15 protein-coding genes are annotated in these 14,044 nt (G+C 33.6%); 6 read left to right on the forward strand and 9 right to left on the reverse strand.

The genetic code is table 11. The features are described 5' to 3' along the window. Positions 1-68: 68 nt before the first annotated feature. The 9 genes from rlmF to trmD form a co-directional block, all read right to left on the reverse strand. Positions 69-1,019 (reverse strand): 23S rRNA (adenine(1618)-N(6))-methyltransferase RlmF, encoded by a 951-nt coding sequence (rlmF, locus tag ACNRYB_RS10745; protein WP_473730044.1) that lies wholly within the window; start codon positions 1,017-1,019, stop codon positions 69-71. A 148-nt stretch (positions 1,020-1,167) separates the two neighbouring features. After that, positions 1,168-1,827: a thiamine diphosphokinase gene (locus ACNRYB_RS10750; RefSeq protein ID WP_129747245.1), complete on the reverse strand. Its 660-nt coding sequence runs from the start codon at positions 1,825-1,827 to the stop codon at positions 1,168-1,170. 123 nt (positions 1,828-1,950) lie between these two features. Continuing rightward, on the reverse strand, positions 1,951-2,397 hold the full coding sequence (locus tag ACNRYB_RS10755; protein ID WP_473730045.1) for a DinB family protein: 447 nt from the start codon (positions 2,395-2,397) through the stop codon (positions 1,951-1,953). Between the two features lie 2 nt (positions 2,398-2,399). Then, entirely contained in the window at positions 2,400-2,882 is a 483-nt protein-coding gene (locus ACNRYB_RS10760) for a GyrI-like domain-containing protein (protein WP_473730046.1), read from the reverse strand. Positions 2,883-2,884: 2 nt separating this feature from the next. Next, positions 2,885-3,706, reverse strand: a complete 822-nt coding sequence (locus tag ACNRYB_RS10765; protein WP_129747248.1) for a DUF4249 domain-containing protein — start codon at positions 3,704-3,706, stop codon at positions 2,885-2,887. A 34-nt stretch (positions 3,707-3,740) separates the two neighbouring features. Continuing rightward, positions 3,741-6,125 carry a TonB-dependent receptor gene (locus tag ACNRYB_RS10770; protein WP_473730047.1) on the reverse strand — a complete coding sequence of 795 codons (2,385 nt, stop codon included), beginning with the start codon at positions 6,123-6,125 and terminating at the stop codon, positions 3,741-3,743. Between the two features lie 141 nt (positions 6,126-6,266). Continuing rightward, positions 6,267-8,486: an NADP-dependent isocitrate dehydrogenase gene (locus ACNRYB_RS10775; protein ID WP_473730048.1), complete on the reverse strand. Its 2,220-nt coding sequence runs from the start codon at positions 8,484-8,486 to the stop codon at positions 6,267-6,269. A 280-nt stretch (positions 8,487-8,766) separates the two neighbouring features. Beyond that, positions 8,767-9,117: a 50S ribosomal protein L19 gene (rplS, locus tag ACNRYB_RS10780; protein WP_008462155.1), complete on the reverse strand. Its 351-nt coding sequence runs from the start codon at positions 9,115-9,117 to the stop codon at positions 8,767-8,769. Between the two features lie 192 nt (positions 9,118-9,309). Further along, positions 9,310-9,990: a tRNA (guanosine(37)-N1)-methyltransferase TrmD gene (trmD, locus tag ACNRYB_RS10785; RefSeq protein WP_111365359.1), complete on the reverse strand. Its 681-nt coding sequence runs from the start codon at positions 9,988-9,990 to the stop codon at positions 9,310-9,312. A 198-nt stretch (positions 9,991-10,188) separates the two neighbouring features. On the opposite strand from trmD, the gene ACNRYB_RS10790 reads away from it, so the two are divergent. From ACNRYB_RS10790 to ACNRYB_RS10815, 6 genes are all read left to right on the forward strand, one after another. After that, positions 10,189-10,524 carry a hypothetical protein gene (locus ACNRYB_RS10790; RefSeq protein WP_473730049.1) on the forward strand — a complete coding sequence of 112 codons (336 nt, stop codon included), beginning with the start codon at positions 10,189-10,191 and terminating at the stop codon, positions 10,522-10,524. Between the two features lie 259 nt (positions 10,525-10,783). Further along, positions 10,784-11,245, forward strand: a complete 462-nt coding sequence (gene tnpA, locus ACNRYB_RS10795; protein WP_473730050.1) for an IS200/IS605 family transposase — start codon at positions 10,784-10,786, stop codon at positions 11,243-11,245. A 17-nt stretch (positions 11,246-11,262) separates the two neighbouring features. Next, positions 11,263-11,799: an NADPH-dependent FMN reductase gene (locus tag ACNRYB_RS10800; protein ID WP_473730051.1), complete on the forward strand. Its 537-nt coding sequence runs from the start codon at positions 11,263-11,265 to the stop codon at positions 11,797-11,799. Between the two features lie 31 nt (positions 11,800-11,830). Beyond that, complete coding sequence (locus ACNRYB_RS10805; RefSeq protein ID WP_473730052.1) at positions 11,831-12,703, forward strand: sugar phosphate isomerase/epimerase family protein; 873 nt, start codon at positions 11,831-11,833, stop codon at positions 12,701-12,703. Positions 12,704-12,712: 9 nt separating this feature from the next. After that, on the forward strand, positions 12,713-13,624 hold the full coding sequence (locus tag ACNRYB_RS10810) for an archaemetzincin family Zn-dependent metalloprotease (RefSeq protein ID WP_473730053.1): 912 nt from the start codon (positions 12,713-12,715) through the stop codon (positions 13,622-13,624). A 2-nt stretch (positions 13,625-13,626) separates the two neighbouring features. Further along, positions 13,627-13,968: a cupin domain-containing protein gene (locus ACNRYB_RS10815; protein ID WP_473730054.1), complete on the forward strand. Its 342-nt coding sequence runs from the start codon at positions 13,627-13,629 to the stop codon at positions 13,966-13,968. Positions 13,969-14,044 lie beyond the last annotated feature (76 nt).

Here is a 14,044-nt window from a genome sequence, read left to right on the forward strand (position 1 = left end):
AATAGTTTACAATAAATGTACTTAAAGTAAATTATAAAATCAAGATTTTGGTATTGGAAATGAATGTGTTAAAAGAAATGTTTCTGCGAGTTTGGGTTTTCAAAAAAACTCCAAGCCACAATACGACTTGTTTTTTGCCCTTGCGACATTTCGATTGTTTTTACAGAAACAGCATTTACTTTTTTCAGGATTTTATAAATCGAAGTAAGATTTTCTTTTTTAGAAACTAAAGTGGTAAACCATAAAACCTGAGAAGGGTATTTGGCACTTTCGTAAATCATTTGTGTGATGAATCCGATTTCGCCGCCGTTGCACCATAATTCGGCATTTTGTCCTCCAAAGTTTAAGATAGGGTTTGCATTTCTTTTTTCTTTCGGATTTAAATTAGAAGTTTTTCTAGAAGTGCTTTTATTTGCTTCTTCTACAGATGCATGAAAAGGCGGATTACACATCGTGAATGTAAAACGATCTTCTGGCGTGATAATGTTTTTAAAAATAAATCGAGGTTCGGTTTGTTGCTGCAAGCTGATAGAATCGATTAATTCTGGATTGGCTTCAATAATTTTGGTACAATTTTCAATTGATTTTTTGTCAATATCTGTTCCTACGAAACTCCAATTGTATATTGAATTCCCTAATATCGGATAGATTAAATTTGAACCTGTTCCGATATCTAATCCTAAAACGGTACTGGTTTCTGGAATTTGATTATTGTTACTTTCAGCCAATAAATCGGCTATGTAATGAATATAATCGGCACGTCCTGGAATTGGCGGGCAAAGATAGTTTTTAGGAATATCCCAGTTTTGAATATTGTAATAGGTTTGGAGTAAAGCCTTGTTTAAAGTTTTTACCGCGAGCGGATTACTAAAATCAATGGTTTCAATTCCGTGTTTGTTTATGGAAATAAAAGCTTTTAATTCTGGACAATTTGAAATCAGTTTTTCGAAATCATATCGGTTTCTATGAAGATTTCTTGGATGTAAATTGCCTTTTTGTGAATTGTTTTCTGCTTTCATTTTCATTGATTTCGATTGCAAAGATAGGTATTCCTTTTTTGAAGAAGGGCTTGTTTTGAAAATGAGTGCCCTAGCCCTGATGGGAGCGGCATCCTTTTTCTGGCTTCTTTAGCCAGGAAAAGATATAGCGGACAGCAGGAAACAGCTCCTAATCAAAACATTCCATTAAAAGCAAATCGCCTTCACGATGCGTTATGGTTACAATACCATCTTTTTCGACAGAATTACTGCTTCCGGTTCTGTAACCCATTGTAAGTGTATCGTTGTTTAATTCGTACTTTAAATTGGCTGAAGAAATTCCGTTTACAATTCCAATAGGAATTAACGAAATAGGCGTATTTGCGGTATACCATTTTTCGAATTTTGTTGGCAGTAGGAATATTTTAGAATGGTCATCAAGAATTACAATTTTGAGCAAATCTCGGTAACGAACAATTTGTGTTAAATTTGTAATGGTATGATCGGCGCGTCTTCCAGTTGCCCAAACGACATTTACGGCGGGAATTTTTCTTTCTATAAGATAATCAAAAGCTTTCTCTAAATCGGTTTTATCCTGATCTGGCGTATAAACGATTTCGATTGGGAATTGTGATTTGTAAATTTCTGGATCAAATCCGCGATCAAAATCGCCCAAAAGAACATCGACTTTTATGCCTAATTCAATCACTCTTTCGATAGCCGAATCTAAAACAATAACTAATGGCGACCACTCTAGCAATTGTCCTAGCAATTCAGGATCGCAGGCTGCGCCATTGGCAATGATTAAAGCTGGTTCTTGATCGTCGCGAACGATATGATGTGATGACATGAGAGTTTTTTTAATGTGGCGCTAAGTTACAGCTACAATTTTAGATTTCTATTTTTTTGCCACAGATTTCACGGATTAATGGGATTAATCATTTTAAATCCTTTAATCTGTGGCAGAAAAAAACTAAAAATCAAGTAATCTTCTGTGATAGTTAATCTGTCCTAAATGGTAGGCAAGATGAGTAGAAAGATGAATTAAGAAAAATCCGGTTGTCATTTCTTTTTCGAAAACAATCTGGGGATAAATCGCTTCTAAATCAGCTTCTGTTAAATTGTCGAGAGCGTTGTTTACAACTGAAATCGTATCTTCAATTTTCTGAATTAATTCTGCTTTTGGAATATCTTTTAAAGAAAACTCCAAAGGACGATTTCGTACGTAACCTGTTTTGCCAATTTCAGCGCCAATAAAGGCATTTATATTTCCAATTAAATGAAGACAGAGATTTCCAGCAGAATTGGAGATGTTTTTATCAATTGTCCAAATTGAATTTTCATTTTGATAAGATTCAATTTCGCTTTTTAGTTTGTTTAAATCTCGATTGAAAAGAGTTTTTAGCGTTTCTAGTATCATACTTAATTTCTGTTTTTTATCGGAATCCAGATTTCTTCTTCAGAAGCTGGATCGTCCTTTTTATATTTTTCATTCATTACGGCAAAATGCGGTCTGTCGTCTACCGTGTATTCAGAATTTGGGAGCCATTCTGTAAAAATATAATGATACGTTTTATGTCCTTCTGAAGCTGGACCTATATGAAGAAAAACAGCGTAAAGGCCGTCAGGAACGATTAGAGTTTCCATTCCTTCTGGAATATTTGAATAATCTGCGACTTCTACGGCAGCCCATTTTCTGAAACTGTCATTAGGATCAAAATTATCAAAATGATTTTTTGCATAAACTTCCAAAGAATACAGATTGGAACTAATTGCATTTCTAATTTCTTTTCGATTTGGCATAAAACCATTCCATAATTGAAAAGTTTTGTTTTCAATAAATGACATTTCTATAAAATGTCCTACGAGTTTTTTCTCGGTTAAGTTTTTGATTATAGGTTGCATACTTACTCGATTTTGCGTTTTTTTGTACTGGTTTCACTTAGTGAAAAGTAACCCAGCGGATAATTATCTTTATTAGTTACATTGATCATATTTCCTTTTACAGTTGCTGGCGGGGACTGAAAAGGTCCTCCAACGCTGCTTCCCGCAATGCTAACCAAAATATTCATATAATTATAATATTGTTTTGAAATTCCATAGTGTGTTATTTCAATTTCATTTCCAGTTTGCAAATCTTCATCGTCTGAAAGACTAAAAAACTCATTACCATTAAAAAATTTATCCTCATCTACATAAAATGTTGATTTGATTTTATTGGAATATACATATTTGTATAAATAAAAATTATCGGCATCGGCAGGATCATTATAAAATGCTTTTATCTCAATGTCTTGGCCAGTAAAACCACCTTGATTATTTTGTTCTACACGTGTAATGGGAGCTACAGATTTTAGAGTTTCTGTTCCAATATACCTATTTCCTCTACTAATTACGGTTAACGTATATTGTTCGTCAATAACAGGCTTAAAATTAGTGCATACATATTGGCCGGTCTTTTTAATTTCGATAAAATTAAATCTTTCTTTATAGCTATTTTCTATGTAGATGATCGCGCCAGAAACAGTTGGAATTTTATTTTCAAAATAACCGGTTGTTGTGGTCAGTTTTATAGTTTGATCATTTCCTGTTGTTCCTTTCTCCCAGGTAATAGCAGCTTCAATCACCAATTTTGGAGGCGCTGTATCCAAATCAACATCAACGACCTCTTCGCAACTTGCAAAGATTAGAGATGTTAAAAACATGATTACAAAAACTAATTTTTTCATAGATATATTTTTTAGTTTTTAAACTGATTTTTTTTTAGAATTTGAAATTATAACTCACCGCAGGGACAATCCCGAAAATAGAAGTTTTAATTGCTTCATTCATACCTGTATCTGTATTTTGGCGAAAATTAATTGAAGCGGCATTCATACGATTGTAAAGATTATAGATGCTAAAAACCCATTCGCTTTTCCAGTTTCTATCTTTGTTTTTTCTTGGTGTTAGTGTTGCAGAAATATCCAAATGATGATAAGCAGGAAGTCTATTTTCATTTCGCAAACCGTAGCTTGGCACCGTAATTCCTAAATATTCATACTGGCCAGTCGGATACGTAACTGGCTGTCCTGACTGCAAAGCAAAGTTAGCGCCAAAAGACCATTTTTCGTTTAAGTTGTAAACTGATGTAATGGCAAGATTATGTGTTTTATCATAAGCCGAAGCGTACCATTTTCCATTATTGATGCCTGTTTCTTCTGGTGTTCTTCCGGGAGTCTGCTGTTCAGATCTTGATATGGTATACGAAATCCAGCCATTAAATCGGCCTTTGTTTTTCTTTACCATCAATTCTAAACCATATGAACGCATATGGCCGTTTAATATGACTTGCTCGATAGCGTTGTTGGCAATTAAATCGGCTCCGTCTATATAATCTAATCGGTTTTGTATTTTCTTGTAATAGGTTTCTACTTCTAAAGAATAGGCGTCATTATAGATATTTCTAAAATAGCCTAAAGCTACTTGATCTGCAAGCTGAGGTTTAATGTAATTGTCGCTTGGCATCCAGACATCAAGCGGAGTAGGAGAAGAGGTGTTAGAAATTAATTGAAGATATTGCGCCATTCTGTTGTAACTTGCTTTAATGGATTGATCTTCATTTAATTGATAAGAAAGAGAAAAACGCGGTTCAAAATTGTCATAACTCTGAATGACTTTGTTTTTGCCAAAATATTGAGTTGAAGTTGGCGTGCCTTTTTCGTAAATCTCCATATCGCTATTAAAAACTACAGCTTCATTATTATCATAGTAATTAATAGTTGAAGAGCCTAATCTGTAAAATAAGCTGTAGCGCAATCCGTAAGCAACGGTAATTTTTTTAGAAAGCTGACTTTCGGCATCCAGATAAACAGAAGGTTCAAAAGCGTATTTTTTATCTAATTGGTCGGGATTTATACCAGAATCTTCGCCAGTTGGCTTTATGGTTCCGGGATTAAAATCGTAATAAATTCCGTTTACGCCATAATTCAGTTTTAGTTTGTCTGAAAGATAATGTTTGAAATCGTATTTAATGTTGTAATTTTTGATTCCAGAATCCCACTTGAATCCCACAAAATCAAGATCTAAGCCGTAATAATAATCGCTGTAAATTAAAGAGAGATTGGAGAATAATTTATTAGAATACAAATGATTCCATCTTAGGTTTAAAGTTGAATTTCCGTAAGTATTGGTAAAGCTTTTGTTTAGTCTGAAAACATCTCTTCCAAAATATCCTGACAAATATAAGCTGTTATTGTCGTTGAGTTTATAACTTAATTTCGTGTTTAAATCATAAAAGTAGGCCGCATTATCTTTGTCATCTTTAGAAAATTTAAGAAAGAGATGTGCATAAGAAGCTCGTCCGCCAATAAGAAAAGAACCTTTATCTTTCACAATCGGACCTTCAGCTAGTAAGCGACTTGAAATTAATCCAATTCCGCCATTCATATGAAAATCTTTACTGCTTCCGTCTTTTTGATAAATTTCTAAAACTGAAGAAGCTCTTCCGCCATAACGCGCCGGAATTCCGCCTTTATATAGTTTTAAATCTTTAATGGCGTCGGGATTAAAAACAGAAAAGAATCCGAAAACGTGAGAAGAATTAAAAATAGTTGCCTCGTCCAAAAGAATTAGGTTTTGGTCTGCACCGCCTCCGCGAACATTAAATCCAGAAGCACCTTCACCGGCATTGGTTACGCCTGGAAGTAGTAAAATAGATTTTAAAACGTCAACTTCGCCTAAAACTACAGGCATTTTTTTTATGGTAGAAATAGAGAGCTTATTCACGCTCATTTCTGGCGATTTGACATTTATTTTGCCTTTGTTTTCTGTAATGACAACTTCTTGAAGTTCTTCGCCATTTCCTTCACTGATAGAGAAATTGGTTTTTGTATTTTGATTTAAAGAAATGTGCTTTTGAATGGTCTGATAGCCAATATAACTGATTTCGATTTCGTACTCTCCTTTTGGAGCTGAAAGCGAATAAAAACCGTATTCGTTTGTTGTAGTTCCTATTTTTAAAAATGGAATAAAAATGTTTACTCCAATTAAAGTTTCATTGTTTTTGCTATCGCTGATGGTTCCGCTTAGAGTGAATTTTTCCTGCGCAAATGAGGTGAAAATCGTTAAAATAAAAAGAAAAAATGTGCAGGTATTTTTTGTAATCATTATATTGATTTTGATTTACATAGTTAACAATTCTTACTAAATATTCTTGCGGAACTTTTGTTAAACATAAGTTAAGATAAAAAAAGGACAACCTTGCGAGTTGTCCTTTTTGTCTATTTAGAAATACAGATGTATTCTGAATTATTTGATTTTAGCAACAATAGCGTTGAAAGTTTCGCTTGGACGCATTGCTTTGCTTACTAATTCTGGAGTTGGCTGGTAGTAGCCTCCAATATTTTGAGGTTTGCCTTGAGCACCAATTAATTCTGCATCGATTTTAGCTTCGTTAGCTTCAAATTCAGCAGCGATTGGAGTAAAGATTGCTTTCAATTCAGCATCTTTAGTTTGAGCAGCCAAAGCTTGAGCCCAGTAGAATGCTAGATAGAAGTGAGAACCACGGTTATCAATTTGACCAACTTTACGAGCAGGAGATTTATCGTTTGCTAAGAATTTATCGTTTGCTTGATCTAATGTTTCAGATAAAACGATAGCTTTAGAATTGTCTAAAGTTTGTCCTAAATGCTCCAAAGAAGCACCAAGAGCTAAAAACTCTCCAAGTGAATCCCAACGTAAATATCCTTCTTCTGTAAATTGCTCAACGTGTTTAGGAGCAGAACCTCCAGCACCAGTTTCGAACAATCCACCACCGTTCATTAAAGGAACGATAGAAAGCATTTTTGCAGAAGTTCCTAATTCTAAGATTGGGAATAAATCTGTTAAGTAGTCACGTAAAACGTTTCCTGTTACAGAAATAGTATCTAAACCTTTGATGATTCTGTCTAAAGTAAATTCAGTAGCAGCAATTGGGTTTAAAATACGGATATCTAAGTTTGTAGTATCGTATTCTTTAAGGTATTTTTGAACTTTTACGATCAATTCTCTATCGTGCGCTCTATTTTCGTCTAACCAGAAAACAGCAGGAGTACTAGATAAACGAGCTCTGTTTACAGCCAATTTAACCCAGTCTTGAATAGGAGCATCTTTTGCCTGACACATTCTGAAAATGTCATTAGCTTCAACGTTTTGCTCCATTAAAACATTTCCGTTTGCATCAACAACACGAACAACACCATCACCTTTAATTTGGAAAGTTTTGTCGTGAGATCCGTATTCTTCAGCTTTTTGAGCCATTAATCCAACGTTAGGAACACTTCCCATTGTTTTTGGATCAAAAGCACCGTGTTTTTTACAGAAATCGATCGTTGCAGTATAAACTCCCGCGTAAGAACGGTCTGGAATAACAGCAAATGTATCTTGAGCTTTTCCTTCTTTGTTCCACATTTGTCCAGAAGTACGGATCATTGCTGGCATAGAAGCATCAACAATTACGTCTGAAGGAACGTGTAAGTTTGTAATTCCTTTATCAGAATTAACCATTGCTAAAGCTGGTCCATTTGCGATTGCTTGATCAATAGCCGCTTCAACTTCAGCTTGCTCAGGTCTTCCAGCAATTTTAGCATAGATATCACCTAAACCGTTTCTAGTGTCAACGTTTAATTCAGCGAATAAAGAAGCGTATTTTTTGAAAACATCTGCAAAATATACTTCAACGATAGCGCCAAAGATAATTGGATCAGAAACTTTCATCATAGTAGCTTTTAAGTGTACAGAAAGTAAAACTCCTGCAGCTTTAGCTTCAGCGATTACATCAGCAGCAAAAGCTTTTAATTTGTTTACACTTAAAACAGAACTGTCAATGATTTCTCCAGCTTTTAATGGAGTACTTGCTTTAAGAACAGTTGTAGTTCCGTCTTTAGCAACGAATTCGATTTTTACATCATTTGCTTCGTTTACAGTTAATGATTTTTCACTTCCGTAAAAATCACCTCCTGACATAGAAGCCACTTTAGTTTTTGAGTCAGCAGACCAAGCACCCATTGAGTGCGGATTTGCTTTTGCAAAGTTCTTAACTGCTCTTGGAGCTCTACGGTCAGAGTTTCCTTCACGTAAAACTGGGTTTACAGCAGATCCTAAAACTTTTGCATATTTTGCTTTAATTTCCTTTTCAGCATCGTTTTGTGGATCTTCTGGGAAATTTGGTACGTTGTATCCGTGCGATTGTAATTCAGCAATAGCCGCTTTTAATTGCGGTACAGATGCTGAAATGTTTGGTAATTTGATAATGTTTGCTTCTGGCTGAGTTGCTAATTGGCCTAATTCTGCCAACGCATCTCCAGTTTTTTGAGCGTCTGTCAAAGAATCTGGGAAGTTTGATAAAATTCTTCCTGCCAGCGAAATATCTCTGGTTTCGATTTCAATTCCAGCTGTTGCTGTAAAAGCTTGAACAATTGGTAACAAAGAGTAAGTTGCCAATAGAGGCGCCTCATCAGTTAAGGTGTAAAAAATTTTTGATTTATTCATTTTCTTTTTTTTTTATAATCGTATCGTCAGGAGTTAACGATGTAAAAGATATATTCGGCTCAAAATGAGCGGAGCAAATATAATAAAATCACAACGAAAACGGTTGAGTTTTGGAGAGAAAAGATGAAATTAACAGATTGTTATTTCGAGCTCGTTAAATTGCTAAATCGATGATTTTGGTATTAAAAAATTACGGTTTTGTTAGTGTTGAAAATAGAACATAAAAAAAACTCGTTTCAAAGAGTATGAAACGAGTTTTTTATAACATTTTGATAAATGATTATCTTCTTTTATCTTTAATCTTAGCTTTTTTACCAGTAAGTTGTCTGAAGTAGAAAATTCTAGCTCTACGTACAGCACCTTTCTTGTTAACTTCGATTTTTTGTAAAGCTGGTAAGTTTACTGGGAAGATACGCTCAACACCAACAGATCCAGACATTTTACGGATAGTAAAAGTTTCTGTAACACCAGAACCTCTTCTTTGAATCACAACTCCTTTAAAGAATTGAGTTCTTGTTTTTTCACCCTCTTTAATTTCGTAGAAAACAGTGATTGTGTCTCCAGCTCCGAAATCTGGGAAATCTTTTTTAGCAACGAATTCGTCTTGAACGAATTTTAATAAATCTGCCATGATAATTTAAATTATGGTTTTTATATTAGAGCAACATTCACGGATCTCGCCAGAGGTTGGTCAAATTCGGGTGCAAATGTAAAAAATAATTATAAATTATGAATTATAAATTGTAAATTATTTTTAGTTTGTTTTGTTTTAAGTTTAAGGTTTCAAGTTGTTGCTGTTTAGAGTTTTAGCTTGAAACTAAATTTAATGTCCTTCCAATAAATCTGGACGTCTATTTTTAGTATGTTCATACGCCATGTCTTCACGCCATTTATCGATTTTGGCTGCATGACCGCTGGTTAAAACTTCTGGAACTTTCCATCCTTTATAGTCTGCAGGTCTTGTATAAATTGGACCAGATAACAAATTGTCCTGAAAACTATCTGTTAAAGCTGAGGTTTCGTCACTTAAAACGCCTGGAATTAATCGAATTAATGCATCAGATAAAACTATTGCCCCCAATTCTCCTCCAGATAAAACATAATCGCCAATAGAAATTTCTTTAGTAATAAAATGATCTCTTACACGCTGGTCAACACCTTTATAATGTCCGCATAAAATAATAATGTTTTCATACATAGACATTTTATTGGCCATTTTTTGGTTTAAAGTTTCGCCGTCAGGAGACATATAAATTACTTCATCGTATTCGCGTTGGCTTTTCAAATGCGTAATGCAGTCGTCAATAGGCTGAATTGTCATTACCATTCCCGCACCTCCGCCAAAAGGATAATCATCTACGCTTTTTTGTCTGTTTGTGCTATAGTCACGAAGGTTGTGAAAATGCACTTCGACCAAACCTTTATCAATGGCACGTTTCATAATAGAGGCCTCAAACGGACTTCTTAATAATTCAGGTAAAAGAGTAATAATGTCAATTCGCATCTTTATTCGATAATTTCTTGCTGGCAAAGATACAAATAAAGCTATTGAGTCTTTTGGTAATAATTATATAACATAGTCATTAAATTGTGTAAAATTTATTGTTTTAACTTTAATTATTATTACAATCCTAATTATCAAGGTTTAATAGCCAAATCCAAAACGTAAATTCAATCACTAATTATGAAAAAAACAATATTAATGTCCGCATTGCTTGCACTCTTTGTATTCTCCTGTGCAAGTACTAGCTCAGCTACGGTCGCTGTGGGAGAAGCTAAAACGAAAGTGCTAAAAACCTTAGGGAATCCAGTAAGAACTTTAGATAATAATCAAAACGGAGAAATTCTCGTTTATGCCGATCAGGTTTTTACCGATGATGGCACGTCATTGGCAGGATCAAATTACTGGCGTTACAATTATGTGTATATAAATAAAGAAGGTAAAGTTACATCAACACGACAAGAGAAACAGAATTATCCGCCACAAGCAATTGATTCTGTAAAAATGGAAGGATTGAATTTGATAACCGCAAAATAAAATGTAGTCCCTACGGGACAAAATCAACGTTGTTATTTTTTTTCTACCGATATTTTGTTCCTGGAACAGTTTGCTTTATGTTTTCAAAAATTATCGATATTTATTTCCAACGGAACAGTTGCATTTAGAATATAGCCAAAAAGAAAGATAATTCTTTCTTTTTGGCTATATTTGTACTTGTACAATATTCCGCTAGGAATAAAATATCGGTAGAAAAAAAATAATAGTAAAAGGATTGATGTCCCGTAGGGACTGCATTATGGCAAACACATATACACAAATACATATTCATTTTGTTTTCGCTGTAAAATATAGAAAGGAGATGGTTCACAAAAATTGGAAAGATGAATTGTTTAAGTACATTTCAGGCATAATAAAAAATAACAATCATAAACTTTTGGCTATAAACGGAGTTTCAGATCATATTCATATTTTGATCGGAATAAGACCTGTACAATCTATCTCAGAATTGATGAAAAGTGTAAAACAAAATTCATCAAAATGGATAAATGAAAATAAATTTACAAATAGTCATTTTGAGTGGCAAGAAGGATATGGAGCATTTTCGTATAGTAAATCTCAACTAGATGCTGTTATAGCTTATATCGAAAATCAAGAACAACATCATAAAAAGAAAACATTTAGGGAAGAGTATATTAACTTTCTTGAAAAATTTGAAGTCAATTATGATGAAAAATTTATTTTCAAGGAATTAATCTAAAATTACCTAATCTAAATATGATATCAACAAAAATAAAAATCCTTGCTATATCTGGAAGTACGAGAAGCAATTCCAGTAATTTTAAAATTCTGAAATACATTTCAAATTACTTAAAACCTGAATTTGAGGTGGAAATTTTTGAAGATTTAGAGCGCCTTCCTCATTTTAATCCAGATTTAGATACAAATAATCCTCCACAAGAAATCATTTCATTTAGAAATAAAATTATAAGTGCCGATGGAGTTATCATTTGCACTCCCGAATATGTGTTCAGTCTTCCTGGAAGTTTGAAAAATGCGTTAGAATGGTGTGTGTCAACCACTATCTTTTCAAACAAAAAAACGGGTCTTATTACAGCTTCTGCTTCAGGCGAAATGGGGCACGAGCAGCTAATGTTAGTAATGAAAACACTCGAAGCTAAATTTGATGAAGCAACACAGCTTTTAATTCAAGGCGTACGCGGAAAAGTGAATGCTGAAGGAGAAATCGTTTCGGAAGAAACAGCAAATGCACTTCAAAACTTTGCGAAAAACTTTAAGAATCAATTTTTATAATATATTTACTTCTGAAAATTATATCGTAAAAATGATTAGCAGAAGAAATTTTATCGTAACCACAGGTCTTGCTGCTACAGCAGTTTTGGCTTCACCATCATTTGCATTTTCTATGAATAAAAAAGAAATAGGTTTACAGCTGTATACGCTTCGTAATGAACTTTCTAAAGATGTGAAAGGAACTTTAGAAAAAGTTGCAAAAGCAGGTTATACGACCGTCGAAACATACGGTTTTTCAATAAAAGATCAATTTTGGGGATTAAAGCCTCAAGAATTAAAAAAGATTTTAGATGATAATGGCTTGAAAGCAGTTAGCGGACATTATAATCTAGGAAGCTTTTTGTATGATGGAAACACCGAAGAGGTAATTGCCGCTATTGAAGCCGCGAAAATTCTAAAAAGCGAGTTTCTGACTATTCCGTGGGTCGATGAACCTTTTAGGAGAAATATAGAAGATTATAAAAAAATAGCGACTCGTGTAAACGAAGCAGCAAAAATGTGTAAAAAAGCGGGATTGAAACTGGCTTATCACAATCATGATTTTGAGTTTAAAAAATATGATGGCGTTACAGGCTACGAAATTCTATTAAAGGAGACTGATAAAGATCTGGTTTATTTTGAATTGGATTTATATTGGGTAATTCATTCTGAAAATGATCCTTTGAAACTATTTAAAGAAAATCCAAGCCGTTTCAAAATGTGGCATGTGAAAGATAAAGACAAGAAAAATAATGATCTAAATACTGAAGTTGGTTCGGGAACAATTGATTTTAAACCCTTTTTCGCAGCGGCAAAACAATCAGGAATGATTCATTTTTTTGTAGAACAGGAAAATAATTTTGCTTCTGATTCTTTTGATTCTATCAAATCGAGCTGTGATTTTATTTCGAAAAATCTAATCTAATTCATATTTATGAAGAAGCTTCTTTTGCTGGTTTTTGTAATTCTTTGTTCATGTCAATCTGATAAAAAAGAAAAGAAAAGTTTAAAGACACTATCAATTCCGCAGAAAATTTTACCGCCTCAACCTTATTTTGTAGATATTAAAGTTAACGATATTAAACTGGGGAAGCCAGCCTATGGAGATTGGTTGTTTTCTCATGAAGAAAACGGACAAAGTTTCGAGCAATTTGTGAGAACTAAACACGTTGTTCCAACCAAAGAAGAAAATATTATTTATTTGCAGCCTATAGGAAAGTTCAATTCAATGCAGATAAAACAAATTGAATTAGTTCGTCAATATTTGCAAATATTTTTTCAGTTGGAAACTAAGGTTTTAGAAAATGTTTCAAATGATATTATTCCGAATCATGCTAGACGAATTGGAGATGTTGGGCAAGAGCAGTTTTTAGCTGGGTATATTTTGAATGATGTTTTAAAAGAAGAAAGTCCAGATAAAAGAATTGCTTTAATGGCAATAACTGAAAAAGATTTGTATCCAAAACCCGAATGGAATTATGTTTTTGGATTGGCTTCTTATAGAGATAAAATCGCAGTAAGTTCGATGTATAGAATGCAAAAAGAAGCCGATTTTAATTTAGGTTTAGAACGATTGCTGAAAATTTGTTCACACGAAATAGGGCATATGTTTGGTCTGCATCATTGTATTGAAGCCAGTTGCGTTATGAATGGAACCAATAGTATGACAGAAACAGATTCGCATTCTATTAGATTATGTTCTCTTTGTCAAAGAAAATTAAATTCGGGGTTTAATTATGATAATTTAAAGAGATTAAAAGAGCTTGAAGAGTTCTTTCAAAAGAATAATCTAGATGAAGGATTGGCATTGATGAAAAAAGACTTTGAAAAAATTAAAAATAAATAGAAATGAGTACTAGCAAAGAATTTATAAAAGGAGACGAAATAGAGTGGGAAGTAGTAGGTGAAGGAATCAAACGCAAGATTTTGGCTTTTGACGAAAGAGTAATGTTGGTAAATGTACATTTCGAGAAAGGCGGAATCGGTACTTTGCATGAGCATTATCATTCTCAAGTTACTTACATCGCAAGCGGAAAATTTGATGTAACAATCAGCGGTGTAACACAGACATTAAAAGAAGGAGATAGTTTTTATATTCCACCACATGCGATACACGGTGTGATTTGTTTAGAAACAGGTATGTTGACAGATGTTTTCAGCCCTGCTAGAGAAGACTTTTTGAATTACTAAAAGCTTAATAAAAAAATAACCATATAAGTGATTTAAGAAAATTTAAGTTTGGCTATAAATTTAGTCAAGATATTTT

Source organism: Flavobacterium sp. CR10 (assembly GCF_055814415.1).